Source organism: Streptomyces sp. NPDC029041, assembly GCF_040637515.1.
Lineage (GTDB): Bacteria > Actinomycetota > Actinomycetes > Streptomycetales > Streptomycetaceae > Streptomyces.
This window is the reverse complement of sequence record NZ_JBEZWO010000001.1, coordinates 290,268-305,444: the sequence shown is the minus strand read 5'-3', so window position 1 is coordinate 305,444 and position 15,177 is coordinate 290,268. Positions and strand designations below refer to the sequence as shown.

At 71.9% G+C, this 15,177-nt stretch carries 12 protein-coding genes; 3 read left to right on the top strand and 9 right to left on the bottom strand.

The genetic code is table 11. From position 1 onward, the window contains the following. Nucleotides 1-16: 16 nt before the first annotated feature. A complete protein-coding gene (locus tag AB0F04_RS01295; protein ID WP_362036453.1) occupies nucleotides 17-1,123 on the bottom strand; it encodes an alpha/beta hydrolase-fold protein in 1,107 nt (368 codons plus the stop codon). Nucleotides 1,124-1,215: 92 nt separating this feature from the next. Between AB0F04_RS01295 and AB0F04_RS01290 the strand changes: the two genes are divergently transcribed. Together AB0F04_RS01290 and AB0F04_RS01285 are read left to right on the top strand one after the other, a co-directional pair. Beyond that, the gene (locus AB0F04_RS01290) at nucleotides 1,216-1,428 is read left to right on the top strand and encodes an MbtH family protein (protein WP_362036451.1); all 213 of its coding nucleotides are present in this window, start codon (nucleotides 1,216-1,218) and stop codon (nucleotides 1,426-1,428) included. Nucleotides 1,429-1,545: 117 nt separating this feature from the next. Beyond that, the gene (locus AB0F04_RS01285) at nucleotides 1,546-1,998 is read left to right on the top strand and encodes a DUF1569 domain-containing protein (protein WP_362036450.1); all 453 of its coding nucleotides are present in this window, start codon (nucleotides 1,546-1,548) and stop codon (nucleotides 1,996-1,998) included. A gap of 48 nt (nucleotides 1,999-2,046) precedes the next feature. Here the strand turns inward: AB0F04_RS01285 and AB0F04_RS01280 are convergent, their stop codons facing one another. Together AB0F04_RS01280 and AB0F04_RS01275 are read right to left on the bottom strand one after the other, a co-directional pair. After that, on the bottom strand, nucleotides 2,047-3,519 hold the full coding sequence (locus AB0F04_RS01280) for an NAD(P)/FAD-dependent oxidoreductase (RefSeq protein WP_362036448.1): 1,473 nt from the start codon (nucleotides 3,517-3,519) through the stop codon (nucleotides 2,047-2,049). Next, entirely contained in the window at nucleotides 3,516-4,460 is a 945-nt protein-coding gene (locus AB0F04_RS01275; protein WP_362036446.1) for a patatin-like phospholipase family protein, read from the bottom strand. The genes AB0F04_RS01280 and AB0F04_RS01275 overlap by 4 nt, the downstream gene beginning before the upstream one ends. Before the next feature lie 58 nt (nucleotides 4,461-4,518). Here AB0F04_RS01275 and AB0F04_RS01270 point away from each other — a divergent pair, with 58 nt between their 5' ends. Continuing rightward, a complete protein-coding gene (locus AB0F04_RS01270) occupies nucleotides 4,519-5,106 on the top strand; it encodes a TetR/AcrR family transcriptional regulator (RefSeq protein WP_362036444.1) in 588 nt (195 codons plus the stop codon). Nucleotides 5,107-5,799: 693 nt separating this feature from the next. Here AB0F04_RS01270 and AB0F04_RS01265 read toward each other — a convergent pair. From AB0F04_RS01265 to AB0F04_RS01240, 6 genes are all read right to left on the bottom strand, one after another. After that, entirely contained in the window at nucleotides 5,800-6,303 is a 504-nt protein-coding gene (locus AB0F04_RS01265) for a hypothetical protein (protein ID WP_362036442.1), read from the bottom strand. A gap of 10 nt (nucleotides 6,304-6,313) precedes the next feature. Continuing rightward, nucleotides 6,314-8,596: a hypothetical protein gene (locus tag AB0F04_RS01260; RefSeq protein WP_362036439.1), complete on the bottom strand. Its 2,283-nt coding sequence runs from the start codon at nucleotides 8,594-8,596 to the stop codon at nucleotides 6,314-6,316. 913 nt (nucleotides 8,597-9,509) lie between these two features. Then, nucleotides 9,510-10,727, bottom strand: coding sequence for an ATP-grasp domain-containing protein (locus AB0F04_RS01255; RefSeq protein WP_362036436.1), 1,218 nt, complete (start codon nucleotides 10,725-10,727; stop codon nucleotides 9,510-9,512). Then, entirely contained in the window at nucleotides 10,724-13,579 is a 2,856-nt protein-coding gene (locus tag AB0F04_RS01250; RefSeq protein WP_362036434.1) for an amino acid adenylation domain-containing protein, read from the bottom strand. Before AB0F04_RS01250 ends, AB0F04_RS01255 begins: the two co-directional genes overlap by 4 nt. Then, complete coding sequence (locus AB0F04_RS01245; RefSeq protein WP_362037301.1) at nucleotides 13,576-14,433, bottom strand: glucose 1-dehydrogenase; 858 nt, start codon at nucleotides 14,431-14,433, stop codon at nucleotides 13,576-13,578. The genes AB0F04_RS01250 and AB0F04_RS01245 overlap by 4 nt, the downstream gene beginning before the upstream one ends. Nucleotides 14,434-14,459: 26 nt before the next feature. Beyond that, entirely contained in the window at nucleotides 14,460-15,176 is a 717-nt protein-coding gene (locus AB0F04_RS01240; protein ID WP_123540446.1) for an alpha/beta fold hydrolase, read from the bottom strand. Between the last annotated feature and the right edge of the window lies 1 nt (nucleotide 15,177).

The window sequence follows — 15,177 nt, the reverse complement described above, 5'->3', positions numbered from 1 at the left end:
GCACCCGACAACGGCGCTACGCGCGAAGCGCCCAGCCGACATCCCTGACCAACGCATGACGCCACCCCACCCGATCATGCCCCGACGCGGACCGGGACACCCGCACGGTCGCCCCCGCCCGCTCCACCAGCCCCTCGGTCACCTCACAATGCGGCAGCATCCGGTCCTCGTGCTCCCCGACGTCGAACGCGACCCGCAGCCCCGACAGATCAACCCCCGCCCGCAACCGCTCGGCGATCACACCCCCCACCGGACCCCCCAACGGATCAGCCGCCCGCCGGGCACCCGGCGTCCACCAGAACGACCCCGACTGACACGCCACCCGCGACACCAACCCGGGAAACTCCAGCGCCGCATACACCGCACTCAGCCCCCCGAGGCTCTGCCCGGCGACCACCAGCCGCCCGAGGTCGGCGGGTACGTCCGACTCCGCCACCAGCGGCAGCAGTTCGTCACGCACGGCCTCCCACAGGTCGGGCCGGCAGGTGAACTCGGCGACCCGGTCCTTGGCCGGCAGGAAGACCAGCGTCACCGGCGGCATCTCACCCGCCGCCACGGCCGAGTCGAAGGCGGCCATGGCCGGATGCAGATACAACCAGTCGTCCCCGTCGAGCAGCAGCACCACCGGCCCACCACCCCCCGCCGGATGAAGCCGCACCGTACGCCGCCCGCCCAGGCGTTCACTCGCCCAGCGGATCCGCGCCCGCGGCACGGGCAGCACCGCGTCCGCCCCGAGAAACGGCCAGTACGGCTGCTCCGGGGCGTCCGGCGTCGCGGCGATGGACCGCTCCCCGCCCGCCCCGGCCGGGTTGAAGGGGTCGGCATGGGCGGCGCCGCCCGCCACGAACCGGTACGTCAGCCGCAGCCGCTCGGGCATGTGCACCTCGGCGTACCAGCAGTCGGTGTCCTGCCAGCGGCGGAGGGCGACCGGCTCCGACCAGCTCTCGAACTCGACGGTCACCGGCGACGACCCGCGCCACAGGAACAGCGTCACCCAACCGCCACCCTCGGCGGGCACCGACGAGGGCGCCCCCACAGCGGCCCAGAACGCGGCACTGCCGGGCGCCTCCGGCAGCCCGAACCCGGCGAACGCGTCCTGACTGTCGGCCGCGGCCACGCGCATGAGCTCTCCTTGTGAGAGGGGAGGACCAAAGGCTAAGCTCCGTCAATTAGGCGAGCCTAACCTAAACTTGGCCCTCCGAGGAGGCAGCGCGCATGAGCACCAACCCCTTCGACGACAACGAAGGCCGTTTCCTGGTCCTGGTGAACGACGAGGGGCAGCACTCCCTCTGGCCGTCCTTCGCCGAGGTCCCCGGGGGGTGGGCGATCGCCTTCACCGAGAACACCCGCGAGGCCTGCCTGGAGTACGTCGAGACCCACTGGACGGACCTGCGCCCCGCGTCCCTCGCCGCGGCCCAGGACGCCTGATCCCGCCGACGCCGTACACCGGGGCCGACCGATACCGCCCCGTGTCCATGGCGGGGCGGATCGGATAAGCGCCGGGGTGGAGACGGGCGGGCCCCCGGTCCTGAGTAGGCTCGCACCATGTCCTCCCCCGACCTGGCCGGACTCGTCGAGCGGCTCCATCAGAACCTCGACCGCCCCGAGCGTGACCTGCTGGCCCCGGGCAGCACCTGGAATCTCTCCCAGACGGTGCAGCACTGTGCCCAGACCGTCCGCTACTCCGTGACCGGATATCCCGTACTCAAGCCCGCCCTGTTCCGGGCGACGGCGGGCTCTCTGGCCAAGCGGGTCTTCCTGCGTCGTGGAGCGATGAAGCACCCGCTCGGTGCGGTGATCGACGGCGCGCCCCCGCTGGACCCGGCGCTGCCGGTGCCCGAGGCGGCGGCCGGCCTCGCCGAGGCTGTGGCCCTGTTCACCGGCCACACCGCCGAGCACGCCCCTCACCCCGCCTACGGCCGCTGTTCGCACGACGAGTTCGCACGGCTCCACGCCCTGCATCTCGCCGAGCACCTTCCCGCACTGACCGAGCGCTGACGCCCCGCCGGGCCGACCACGCCCGCGCGATGTCCGGCGACGGCTTCTCTACCGCCGTCGGCCTTCCACGGGGGACACGGTGAAGTCCTCCGGGTCGAACCGTCCGACGTCGGTGCGGAGCCGGCCGGTGGACCAGGGCCAGCTGAAGCTGTTGCGGCCGTTGGCGTCGAGGTAATAGCTCCTGCACCCACCGGAGTTGTAGACGGTGCCGGCCAGCGCGGCCTGCAGCCGGGCGTTGTACGCGGCCTGCACGTCCCCGCGCACCTCGACCGCCGCCCAATTCCCCTCCCGTGCGGCGTCGATGGCCCCCAGGACGAGGTCGAGCTGTGCCTCCAGGATGGCGAACGCCGACGAGTGCCCGGTGCCCAGGCCGGGGCCGAGGAGCATGAAGGCGTTGGGGAAGCCCGCCACGACGGTGCCGAGGTATGCCTCGGGGGAGCCCTGCCAGCGGTCGGCGAGCGAGCGGCCGGCCCCGTCACGGACCAGGCCGGCGAGCGGCGAGTCGAGGATGCGGAAGCCGGTGCCGAGGATGACCGCGTCCACCTCGGCGGCCCGGCCGTCGGCGCCGTGCACCGTGTTGCCCTCGACGGCGTGCACCGCGGTGGCGTGCACGGCGACATTCGGCCGGTTCAGCGCGGGGTAGTAGTGATTGGAGAACAGGATGCGCTTGCAGCCGATGGTGTAGTCGGGAGTCAGCTTGCGGCGCAGTGCGGCGTCGCGCACGGTGGCCCGCAGATGGGCCCGTGCGATGGCCTGGACGCCGCGCATCAGCCCGGGGCGCCGGAACCCGCGCCCGAGCGTCTCCATGGCCCGGTACTCCAGCCCCGCCACCGCGGCTCGCGCGCCCGGCAGATGGCGCATGGCCCACCGTTCGGCCTTCGGTATGTGATGGTCCAGCTTGGGCAGCACCCACTGCGCGGTGCGCTGGAACAGATGGAGCCGGGCGACGCCGGGGGCGATCGCCGGGACGAACTGCACGGCCGAGGCGCCGGTACCGAGCACCGCGACCCGCTTGCCCCGCAGGTCGTAGTCGTGGTTCCAGCGCGCGGAGTGGAACACCTCGCCGGCGAAACCGTCGAGGCCGGGGAGGTCCGGGACGAGGGGTTCGTTCCACGGGCCGGCGCCGGCGACCAGGAACCGGGCGGTGAACTCACCGGCGTCGGTGCGGACGAGCCAGCGGGCCGGGCCTGGCTGCCATCGCGCTCCGGTCATCCGCACCCCGAACCTGGTGTGTTCGCGCAGCCGGTGGGCGTCGGCGACCCGCCGCACGTACGAGAGGATCTCCGGCTGGTGCGCGTACACCCGCGTCCAGTCCGGATTCGGTGCGAAAGAGTAGCTGTACAGGCGGGACGGGACGTCGCACTGGCACCCGGGATAGGTGTTGGCCCGCCACGTGCCGCCGAAGTCGTCGGCCGCCTCGATGATCAGGAAGTCCCGGACACCGGCGCCGCGAAGCCTGGCCCCGGCGCCGACCCCGGAGATGCCGGCGCCGACGACGATGACCTCGAAGTGGGTGCTCATACCGCGATGCTCCTGTCGACGGCTCGCTCGACGCGGTCGGGTGCGGTGCGCAGGGAGACGTCGAGGGTGGCCGCACGCCGCCGCGGGTCCATGAAGTTGGCCCCCATCACGGCCAGTTCCTCCACACCGGGCTCGATCCGGACGACGCGGCAGCCCGCCGCGCGCAACAACCGTTCCTCCGCGTCGACGGTCCGGGTCATCCAGCGGCGCAGGACCCGTTCGAGACGGCTCAGGCCGGTGGCGGGTGCGCCTCCGGAGGTGGACATGGGCGCGACGATCACCACCTCGTCCAGTCCGAGGGGGACGAGGAGATCCGCCGAGGTCGGGGACACCGCCCCGCCGTCGAGGTAGGTCCGCCCGTCGATCCGCACCGGTGGGAACCAGCCCGGGATCGCCCAGGACGCGGCGATCGCGCTGCCCAGGTCGGTGTCCGGCGCTCCCGGCGCCCCGAACGCGACCCGCCGGCCCGAGCGGGTGTCGGCCGCGACCAGCCACGTGCGTGCGGATTCCGTCCACGGGCGGCCCTGTGCCAGCGCGGCCCCGAATCGGCGCAGCCACTGCGCATCACCCCGGCCGCGCGGCAGCAGGCCCACCAGCCCGGCACCCGGCGAGACCCGGCCGCGCACGGCAGCCGCCGTCAGGCCGGCCCCCGGCAGTCCGGGCCACGGGACGGGAGGCAGCGCACCCGGACGGGCGCGGAGATGTCCGAGCAGCACCGGGTCCGCGCCGGGCTCTCCCCGTACGGCCGCGAGCAGATCGGACACGGACCGCCCGGAGCCGAGCGCGGACACGACCTCCGCTCCGGCGGACGTCCCCACCGACACCTCGGCGGTCCGCGCGTCCCAGTCCAGTCGCTCTTCCACCGCGGTGAGCGCCGCGACCGTCCAGGCGAAGCCGAGCGTGCCGCCGCACCCGACCACCAGCGCACGCCGTAAGGCCATGGATTCTCCCGGAATTCAGATATCAATGGAATCCGGAAGCTAGCGGTAATCTGCAGGCGTGGCAAGACTGACCCGGGCCGAGAGCCAGGCCCGCACCCGCGAACACGTCCTCGACACCGCTCACGAGCTCTTCCTGCGCGACGGCTTCACGACGACCTCCATCGAGCGGGTCGCGGAGGCCGCCGGTTACTCGAAGGGTGCGGTGTACTCCAACTTCGCGACCAAGAACGAGCTCTGCCTGGCCGTCCTGGACCGCATCGCCCTGCAGCAAGTGGCCCACATCGCCGCCGAGATGGGCGACGCGCCCCGCTTGGAGGACCGGATCGCGGGTTTCGCGCGGTGGGCCGAGCAGCACATCGGCGACAGTTCGTGGACCGCGCTGGAAGTCGAGTTCGCCACCGCCAACCGCCACGACGCACAGGTCTGCGAACAGCTCGCCCACCGACGGCGCGCCGTCACCGAGACCCTCGCGGACCTCATCCGGGCTCAGCTGCGGGAACTGGGCCGCACGCCCCACCTGCCCGCGGACACCGCCGCCTTGACCCTGCTCAGTCTCGGCATCGGCATCGGCGTCCAGCGCGCGTTCGACCCCACCGTCCCCGTTCAGCCCCTCGTCGACCTGCTCCGCCAGGTCATGACGGGCTGACCCCGGAGCGGCGGACTGCAGGCACGAGGCTCGCGGGTGGTGATGTCTTCAGTCCGTGGCGAGCCCCGCGACCTCGGTGAAGCGCATGATCCTGCCGCCCGCTCCCCAGGTCCCGTCCGGCTGCTCGTGGCGCGCCGCTCGTCATCGAGGACACCGGACGGCACGGTGACGTCGCCCCGGAAGCGAGGCGCGTCATCGGCCGCGGTGACCAGCGCCCCGGCAGGCAGCGCATGCAGGGCAGGACCACAGCAGGCAACGGATTATCTCCAGGTCGGGTGCGCCCACCCAGGAGAGCAAAGCCCGCGCCAGGTCCTGCTGGATGCTCGCTGCGCCTTCCTCGGCCAACGCGCCGTCGGGCACAGTGAGCTCGATCTGGGACAAGACCCTTCCTCCCACCTCCTGGGACGACATCGGCGGGCTTGCCGATGGCCGTGAGGTTTTTCGCCGGGGCACGGGTCGACTCGGATGTGCAGGGCCCGGTGCTCGACTCGTTCCGCGGGACTCGAGCGGCACCACTTGGCCGTCCCCTGCTCCCCGGACGGGGTGATGGAGAACCCGTTTCTCCGTGCGGCCGACCCGGCTCCGGAGTAGCTGACCACCTCGCTCGTGAACGCGCGCAGGTCCTGCTTCGTGGTTCGAAGCAGGACCTGGCGTCTGTTGCCCTCAGCTGCGTGTCGTACCGACCCGCAGCTCCTAGCCGGTTTTCAGTTCGACTTCACAGTCGAGGGTTTGTGTGTAGTTCTGGTCGCCCTGGCGGTAGTCGAACCGGCACTTTCGGGCGTTTCCTCGAGGGGGAGAGGTGATCTTCAGTTTGGCGAGGTAGAAGATGTCGCTCTCAGCCCCGGGGGCTACCTTCACCGGCCTTTTGATGTGGTCGGTCAGCCTGGCGAAGTCGGGGGCGTCACCGCCTTCACGTACCAAGAGGGGGACGCCCTCGGTGTCCACTTTGCTGTATGCGCCGTACTTCAACACCTTGATTCCGTGTGGAACGTGGATCACTGCAACGTCCGTGATCTCGATAGGGTGCGAGGTGGTGTTGACCGGTACGGGCAGCGCGAACCACCACGTCTCACCGACCTTGGCATGCTCGGTCCCCACGACGCCGCTGGACTGGGTGCCCTCGCTGGCCAGTGCCCGGCCGGACTCGACCGAGTCCGTTTGGGACGAGCAGGCACTGAGCGCAACGACAGCAATCATGACCAGCAGGCTAGAACGAGAAGAAAATGCCCGGCTTACCCGAGACCCTGTCATTCTTCCCCCAGATGTCGTGCCGGGACCCCGACTTCATTCCCGCGGTGATGCGCTGCTTGTGTTCCCTGTCGAACTGGGTGGAGCCGCCCAGCGTGACACCGAAGGCAGTGACCGCCCCGGACCATTTGATGCTTCGGTTTTTGGAAAGCTGGAAGTAGGCGCCGCGTTCCACGTAGGCCCGATGGGACTTCGGGGAGTTGTAGTAGGCGGTCATACCGTCCTTGTTGCGCACGTCCTTGCCGTACTTGCCGGTGGCACCGCCGGCGGGGACATGGTACTTCCCGGCCTGAATCTTGTACTGGGTGAAGGTGTTGCCGCCACCGCACTTCCAGATCATCTTGATCTTCTTGTACTGGATGGGCACCTTCCACTGCTTGGCGAAGTGCGGTCCCCGGTTGGTGTATCCGGTAGTGACGGACATCGAGGAGCCGAGCGTCACCGAGCCCTGGACCGACCAGTTTGAACCGGTCTTCACCGCGACCTCCACGTTGGAGGCAAGCTTCTGGTCGTAGTCCACGCTGGCTTTGGCGTCCCAGTAGGCATGGCCTTCCGCGACGGTCGTGTAGTAGGTCTTCTTGTCGATGACCTTTTCGCTGGTCTTGTCGCATCCGCCGTCATACGGCTCGATGGACATCCGCTTCGTGTCCACCCCACCGACGATGTAGGGGTCGGCAGTGGAGGGGTTGCCCACATCGCTCTGCCACATGGGCAGCGGGCTGTCGCCCAAGGTGTCCTGCGCCAGAGCCTCTTGCTGCGCGCCCCAGCTCTGGGCGTACTCCTGCTCGGTCGGCTGTGGTGCGGTGTCCTCGCTGAGGGGGAGGACCGGCACCGGCTTCGCGGAGTCCTCCGCCGCAGTTGCCGCCAGCGCCTGAGCGGTGGCGGGCGCGGTAGCCGGCGCTGCGGTCACATGGTCCACACCACGCATCGGCACGCCGGTAGAGGTTTTCCCCATGACGCTGGCCATGGCGTTGACGGCCCCGCCGTTCTCAGCGGCCGCGCTGCTTACGGAGGCGGCAAGCGTGGCCGGGAGCTCGAGCTTCCAAGTGCCGTCCGACGCGGTGGTTGCGGTACCGAGCGTGGTCAGCTCGGTCTCCGTGTCGCTTTCCTCGGTTACGTTGTCGGCCTCCACTCGAACGGTCATGCCGGCGGCCGGCCGACCGTCGCCCAGGACGAACTTGCCGGAGAACTGCGCAGGGTTCACCGGCTCGGAGTCCGGAGTGTCATCCGTGACGGCTGATGGAGGAGTCTCGGTTTCGGTCGGCATGCTGCCGAGAACGGGCTTGGTGTCCGGCGCATCCACCAGGCACGAGGCGGTATCGGCAAACACATCGCCGTACAGGCCGGTCATGACATCGTCGTTGGCCAGGGCCAGCGCAGTGGTGCCGGTGTAGCTTCTGACGATGCCGGAGTAGTCCTTCGCGCTGGTGGCGGTGTAGACGGAACCCGGTCCCGGGCTCCATCCGTTGACCGCGTCAGTCAGACCTGAAGCGAGGAGAACGCCGCTGTCCGGCAGGACCGGTATGGTTCCCTCTTCACGGTAGTCCCAGGCGCGGATTTCTCCGTCCTTCAGCGTGAAGATCCGATTGCCGGCCGCCCAGACGTCATCGGCGTTCTTGAACGCGAGGACGCCTGGTCTGTCGAACGGCAGCGTACCGAGGAGGCTCACCGTTCCTGCTCCGGTGGCCGGATCGCTCTGCTTGAAGACCTCAAGCTTGCCGCCTTCGTGCACGGAGAAGATGCGGCTGCCGTTGGACCAGACCCGCTTGCGGGTGGTCCAGTTGACGTCGTACGTGCGCGCGGGGGTCAGCAAGCTTCCACCGGTGTCGGTCTTGTCCTTGTAGGACTTCAGGACGCCCTCATTGGTGATCTCGTAGATCACGCCCTGACCACCGGTGAACACTCGGCTACCGTACGGAATTTGCCCTGTCTTGCCGGTGTCGAGCATCGTGCCGTTGGTATCGCCGTTCTTGGGATCCCAGTCGACGTACTTTCGCAGCAGGCGCGGCTTGGCGACGTTGGTCCAGCCCGTGCCGGGGGTCACTTCCATCACGTAGGTGGCAACGTGGCTCCGGCACGATTCGGCGGCCTGCGCGACGGGCGAGAAAAGCGGACTCGGGATCGTGATCCCGCCTGCGAGGAGGGCCGTCAGACAGGCGGCGTGCACCGCAAGCCGAGTACGGCGGGCAGGAGGTGCCTCCTGCGAATGTGGATGACTCACTGAGATGTCCTTCTGCTGCACCGGGCGGGCACCACCCTCTTGACGCACGCTGTTCGCTTGAGAATCACAGGTGGTCGGGGGCGTTGACCCGACTCCTCGAACGAGCGTCCGAGGGGGGCACGAACAGTAACGTGAGGGTGATCATTCGAGGCAGACGTGCCCCGAGGGCTGGCCGAATTTGACTGCTTCCGGCATGTGCCGAATTCGGAAGGATCAAACCCGGCAAATGGGTTGTTTGAAGCCGTGGATGCCCTGCGGGGGAGCTGTGAAGGTTGAAGGATGTTGACTCGATTCAAGTGCCCGGAACCTCAAGAGAGCCTCAACGACTGCCCAGGTCAGCCACCTGAGGCCCGGGCCGGCGTCCGAGTCGATGACCGCTGACCTTGTTCGTGCGGGAGGGCCAGGGCCGGCCGTTCTGAGCACGACCGCACGGGGATGGCCGAAGCGCTGGAGGCTACGGCATGCTGCGGGCAGCAGTCGAGCAGTGGTAACTCGTGGTCATGAAAAGCGGCTGATGGTGTCAGATCCGGCCGCCGCAGCTTATTGGAAGGGGTGTCCCGGGACGGTGTCGGTCACCTCGACATCCGGGCAAGGTGGGCGACTTCCTCCGCGCCGCTGAACTGGAGCCCGTCGAGCGGGCCGCGCTCGATCACGGGGTGACCGTACGGCGCGGCCAGGGCTGCACCCTGCGCGTCAGCGCCGCACCGACGGAGTACCGCAATCGCTTCCGGCACACCCAAGGGCTTGTCAGTTCGACCAAGGTGGGGCAGAGGGTTGGGGGAGGGGTGTTGTGCCCCGGCCACTCTGCCCCCCGGCCCAGGCAGGATCCCGCCCTGGGAGCAGGTCCGCTCCTGGCCGCAGGTATCGCCCCCTGCTGTCGTCGGCCCTGTGCGCGGCTGAGGCGGCCACCGGCAAGTCGGGTGGCCGCCCCGCGTCACAGGGGGCGCAGCACCTCCAGACCGATCGCGGGCGCGGCCTTGTCGAGGTCGGCCAAACACCCTTCGCGGGTCTCGCCGACGACGGTGACCAGGGCGTAGCGGCCGGCGACATGGCCGTGCGGCGGCAGCCGCAACTCCTGGCCGGGGAGGGCGACCGGGAGGGCGGAGTCCACCCCGGCGGGCAGCGCCGCGCGGTCGATCGACACGTGGCGGGCGATGCAGTCCGCCTCCGGATAGTGGAAGCGGACGGCCGCCACGCGGTGCCGGTCGGGGCGGATGCCGGGCTCGTCGCCGCAGGCCACGCGGGCGGCGACGAGCGCGGCGTCGACACCGAGGGCGAGCCGGCCGATGTCCGGGATGCGGTCGCCGCCGATCCGGGCGTTGATCTCCACGACCTTGGGACCGGCGGCGGTCAGCCGCAGTTCGGTGTGGGTCCACCCGGTGGTGAAGCCGACGGCCCGGTGCGCACCGGCCACCACGTCCCGTACGCGCGGGTCGTCCATCAGCGGGTCGCGGCCGTCGACGAGGTGGCCGACCTCCTCGAAGTACGGCGGGTAGCCGCAGTCCTTGCGGGCCACGAAGGCCGGCGACATCCGGCCTTCGTACCAGGCCGCGTCGACACTGATCTCGGGGCCGTCGAGGTACTCCTCCACGAGGACGTCCCCGGGGGCCACCTCGACGGCGCCGGGCGCGGTCGCCGCGCGGGCCAGCCGGAACCGGCCGGCCAGCAGGTGGGCGGACTCCACCTTCACCACGCCCGTACTGGCGTTCAGCGCCCGGGGTTTGAGCACCAGCGGGTAGCCCACCCGCGCGGCGGCGGCGCGGGCCTGCGGGAGCGAGGTGACGGGCACCGACTCGGCCTGCGGCACCCCCGCGGCACGGAGCGCCTCGCGGGTGGCCCGCTTGTCGCGGCACCGCAGCACGGCCTCGGGCGGGCTGCCCGGCAGGCCGAGCAGCCGGGCCAGTTCGGCGGTCTGCACGACCCGGGTGTCGTCCCAGGTGACGACCCCGGAGCAGCCCAGGCCCCGGGCGGCGGCAGCCAGCGCGGCCGGGTCGGCGGTGTCGAGGACGGTGTGCCCGGTGAGGTACGGCGCCTCCCAGGTGGGCGCGCGGTCGGCGAGCAGGTGGACGTCGTACTCCCCGGCCACCGAGCGCAGCAGGTACTCCCGGTAGATCTGCGAGCCGGCGCCGACGAGGGCGAGTGTTCTCCTCATGCGCGTGCCTCCGCCGCGGTGAGGTGGGCCGCCAGCGTGCGTACCGTGCGGTGCAGGTAGAGCTGCGGCAGGGGGAAGACGGGCATGCTGGCCTCGCGGAGCGCGGCCAGCAGCCGCACCGCGAGCAGCGAGTTGCCGCCTAGGGCGAAGAAGTCGTCGTCCGGTCCGACGCGGAACCCGAAGACCTTCTCCCACACGCCGCGCAACCGGGTCTCCAGGTCGCCGGCCTCCTCGTCCGCCGCGGCCGGCGTGCTCCGCCCGCCGGCGAGGGGCTCCGGCAGCCGGGACGTGTCGATCTTGCCGTTGGGGGTGAGCGGGAGGGCGGGCAGCGCGGTGACCGTCGACGGCACCATGTGCTCGGGCAGGAACCGTGCCGCGTGGCGCCGCACCTCCTCGGTTCCCGTCGCGGGCGCGGCGCCGTCGGGGCCCGGCACCCCGTCCCCGCCGCGGAGCACCACATAGGCGTCCAGCCGCGCGCCGGCCGCGTCGCCCGGCTTCTGCCGCAGCACCACGGCGGCCGCCGCGACACCGGGCGCGTCGAGCAGCCGGGCGCGGATCTCGTCCAGCTCGATGCGGAAGCCGCGCAGCTTCACCTGGTTGTCGAGGCGCCCCAGGTGCTCCAGCCTGCCGTCGGGCAGGAGCCTGCCCCGGTCGCCGCTGCGGTACATGGGTCCGGTGGCGTGCGGGTCGGGGATGAAGCGCTGCGCGGTGAGTTCGGGCCGGTTCAGGTACTGGCCGGCCACTCCGGCCCCGCCGACGTGGATCTCGCCGGCGACGCCCGGGGGCAGCTCGCGGCCCTCGGGGTCGAGGACGTAGAGGTGCCAGCCGGGCAGCGGGCGCCCGACGGACCGCGAACCGGTCAGTGCCTCGCGGCGGGTGACCGTCTGGGCGGTGACGTGCACGGTGGTCTCGGTGATGCCGAACATGTTGACCAGCCGGCACCGCGACGCCGGGTGCCGGTCCAGCCAGGACAACAGCGGGCGGGTGTCCAGCGGTTCGCCGCCGAAGACGACCAGGCGCACCGAGTCCGTCACCGGCTCGGCCCGGTCGGCCTCCATCAGCTGGGCGAACGCGCTCGGGGTCTGACTGAGGACGGTCACCCCCTCCTCGCCCAGCAGCCGGGCGAACCGCTCCGGGTCCCGGGACGCCCAGTAGGGCACGACGACGAGCCGGCCACCGGTCGTCAGGCAGCCCCAGATCTCCCACACGGAGAAGTCGAAGGCACTGGAGTGGAAGAGCGTCCACACGTCCCGGCCGCCGAGCCCGAAGTCCGCGCGGGTGGCGTCCATGAGGGCCGCCACGTTGCGGTGCGGCACGACGACGCCCTTGGGGCGGCCGGTGGAGCCGGAGGTGTAGATCACGTAGGCGGCGGCGGCGTCGGCGGAGAGCGGTCCGGGTTCCGGCGCCTGCCCGTCCGGGTCCGCGGCGGCGAGGGAGCCGGGGTGGACCGTCCGCACGCCCTCCATGGCGGGAAAGGCATCGGACTCGGTGACGACCAGGGACAGTTCCGCGTCCTCGGTCATGTACGCCAGCCGGTCGGCCGGGTAGGCGGGGTCCATCGGGACGTACGCCGCACCCGCCTTGAGCACGGCGAGCAGGATCACCACGAGGTCGGCCGTGCGGTCCAGGCAGACGCCCACCCGGTCCGCCGGGGTGACACCGAGCTTCCGCAGCGCGCCGGCGATCCGGTCGGCCCGCTCATCCAGCTGACGGTACGTCAGCTCTTTGCCCTCGAAGGTGAGGGCCGTCGCGTCCGGGGTCCGTTCGGCCCAGGACCGCACGGTCCGCTCGATGCGTTCGCCGGCCGCCTCGGGCGCGACGGGTGCGCGTCCCAGGCCGCCCAGGACGGCCAGGCGCTGCCGCTGTTCGTCGTCGAAGAGCGGGACGTCGGCCAGCGGCGTGTCCGGCCGTGCGGTGACCAGGCCCCGGTGGGCGGTGACCAGCATGCCGGTGAGCCACTCGACGGCGGAGTCGCCGACGGCGGAGCGCCGGTGGTGGCAGACACCGGACAGGACGGTGGAGCCGTCGTCCGCCACGTGCACCGACAGCGGGTGGAGCGGGGCGAGGAACGGCCGGTCCTCGATGACCTCGGCCTTGAGGCCCTCGCCGGTGAGCACCTCGGCGGGCTCGGTGACGTACAGGCCGGCCGCGGGGGTGCGGGACGGCCCCGGTTCGGCGCGCCGTATCCGCTCCAGGTACTCCCCGACCGTGGCGGTGGGGTCGGCGGTGAAGGTGATGCTGCGCCCGGGGCCGGTGCCCAGTTCGACGCCGGGACCGCCGGCGCAGCGCGCCAGGACCAGCCCGAGCGCCGCCGCGGCGGTGACGGCCGCCGGGGCGTCGCCGTGGACCGGCAGGGTGAAGGAGCGGCTGCCCGCGCCGGCCGCGCCGGGTTCGCCGAGGCCCCAGTCGGGGGCGGGCGCCCGGTCGAGCAGGGCCACCTGCTCGCCGAGCCGCCCGGCGGCGCCGTGCTCCGCGGGGACCGGGGCGGTGGGCCGGGCGGCCGGGTCGAGCAGGGCGCGGGCCAGTTCGTACGGGTCCGCCGGCACCGCCCGGTGGGCGACGACGACGAGGTCGGCGCCCCCGTCGGCGTACCGCAGCAGGACCGCCCGCAGGCCGGGTCCCGTGGCCGGGTCGGCGGGGCGGGTCAGCTCGCGTTCCCGGGCGTCGGCCGCGGCGGGGGACTCCGCCCCGTCGGGCACGTCCTCGACCCACAGGCGGGCGCCTGCGGTGCCGGTGAGCAGCGTGACGTCGCGGCGCAGCCGCTCGGGGTCGGCGCCGGTGTGGACGCGCAGGGCGACGGCGCGGCACAGCCGCCCCGCGGCGGACGGATCGTGGAGGTGGTCGTCGGTCATCGGCTGGTGAACCCTCCGTCCACGGTGACCGTCGAACCGGTCACCTGTCGGGACTCGTCGGACGCGAGCCACAGCGCGGCTCCCGCCACGTCGTCCGGCTCGATGAGCCGGTTCATCGGCTGGGCGGCCACGAAGGTCTGCTCGTGCTCCTCGACGGGGACGTCGAGGGACCGGGCGATCTCGCTGAGCATCCGGCCCTCGGCCGCCTCGTCGTCGCGCACCGAGCCGGGGCACAGGGCGTTCACCCGGACCCCGAACGGCGCGAGGTCCAGGGCGGCGGCCTTGGTCAGGCCGACCAGCGCGTGCTTGGCGGTGACGTACCCGGCGAAGTGGCGGTAGCCGACGAGCCCGGCGGTCGAGGCGACGTTGACGATGCTGCCCGAGCGCTGACGGGTCATGGCGCCGCCGACGGCCCGGATCATCCGCCAGGCGCCGGAGACGTCGACGTCGAGCATCAGGTCCCACTCGTCGGGCGTGATGTCGTGCACGGTCTTGCCCGAGGGGGCGGCGATCCCGGCGTTGTTGAGCAGGACGTCGATCCTGCCGAACCGGTCGAGGGCCGCGTCCACCACGGCGCGCACGTCCTCGGTGTCGCGGACGTCGGCGGGCACGGTGACGACGGAGCCGGCGCCCTGTTCGCGGCAGAGGAGCGCGGTGTGGGCCAGCTGGTCGGCCGTGCCCAGCGGGTAGGGCACCCCCGGCAGGTCGCGGCCGATGTCGGTGAGGAGCAGGTCGGCGCCGGCCCGGGCGTACGCCACCGCGCACGCCCGGCCGATCCCTCGTGCGGCGCCGGTGACCAGGGCGGTCTTCCCGGCGAGCCGGCCGGGCGGGCGCCCGGCCGGTGCGGTCGGCACGTCGTGTGCCGTCGGGGCGGGTGCGGTCACCGTCGCACCGCCAGTCCGGCCAGCTCGGCGTCGAGCAGGCGCATCAGGCCGTCGGGCGACTCCACCACGTACATGTGCCCGCCGGGCAGTTCGGCGTGGTGGTACGCGGCCGTGGTGGCCGCCTCCCACTCCTCCGCCTCGTCGCGCGAGACGAGTTCGTCGTGGTCGCCCCGCACGGAGACGACCGGGACGGGGAGGGGCTTGCCGGAGGGCGCCCGGTAGTTCTCGTGCATCTCCACGTCGGCGCGCAGCGGCGGCAGGAGCATCTCGCGCAGGTCGGGATGCTCCAGTGCCGGGTGGGTGTACCCGGCGAACTCCCGCACCTGCGCCAGGAACGCCTCGTCGGTGAGGCCGGTGGCCCTGGTCCGGCGCTGCGTCCAGGGGCCGGGCGAGCCGCTGACGATGAGCTTCACCACCTCGGGCCGGCCCAGGGCGCACAGCCGGTGGGCCATCTCGTAGGCGAGGACGGCGCCGAGGCTGTGGCCGAACAGGGCGACCGCGGGGCTGCCGGCGATCCGGTCGAGCACGGACGGCAGGAGGTCGTCGACGGCGGCGACGACGTCGGTGTGCAGCGGCTCGCCGAAGCGCTCCTCACGGCCCGGGAGCTGGACGGGGGTGATGAGGACGGTGTCGCTGCCGTACTCCTGGCAGCGGCGGTACACCGAGGCGCCGGCGCCGGCGAACGGGAAGCACAGGACGGGTATCTGCGGCATG